1 pseudogene is annotated in these 753 nt (G+C 38.1%); it reads left to right on the plus strand.

Going from position 1 to position 753, the window contains the following annotated elements:
- Positions 1-753, plus strand: a pseudogene (locus ACFIL3_RS10750) (damage-inducible protein); the annotation flags it as partial.

The raw sequence follows: 753 nt of genomic DNA on the forward strand, positions 1-753 counted from the left end.
ACAAGGAAGATTGCCCTTTTTTGTTGAGTTTCCCAATGCTCTCAAAACACTGATTGTTAAAAAATCTACTATGAGTGATTATTGGGGCATTTGGGCGAACAATGTTGCTGAGATTGCACAAAACCATATCACACGCCTTCAAACTATGCTTTCTGATCAAACAAGCGAAGCTTATCATGCCTTTGATGCGTTTTATAAAGAATTAAAAAACAACTTAAACAGTGAGATAAAGCAAGAAGAAGCGATTGAGATGTTAGCGCAACATCTTGTGACGCGTCCCGTGTTTGAAGCCTTGTTTGAGGGCAATGAATTTGTACAAAACAATGCCATTTCGCAAGCAATGGAAAAAATCTTAACAGAACTCGATAAAACAAATATTGAGGAAGAATCCAAAGAATTACAAGAGTTTTATGACAGCGTAAAGTTCCGTGCCTCTGGCATTACCGAACCACAGGCAAGACAAAATCTTATTATCAAACTTTACGAAGATTTTTTTACCAAGGCATTTAAGAAAACCACGGATAGGCTTGGCATTGTTTATACCCCCGTTGAGGTTGTCGATTTTATCATTCATTCTGTTGATGATGTGTTGCGTAATGAGTTTGGAAAAAGCTTGGGATCACGGGATGTCTCTATTCTTGACCCTTTCACTGGAACGGGGACCTTTATCACAAGGCTTTTACAATCAAATCTCATAAAACCAGAGGATATGGAATACAAATTCCGTCATGATATCCATGCCAATGAGATTGT

It is taken from the genome of Bartonella sp. CE47NXGY (assembly GCF_042195415.1).
Classification (GTDB): domain Bacteria; phylum Pseudomonadota; class Alphaproteobacteria; order Rhizobiales; family Rhizobiaceae; genus Bartonella.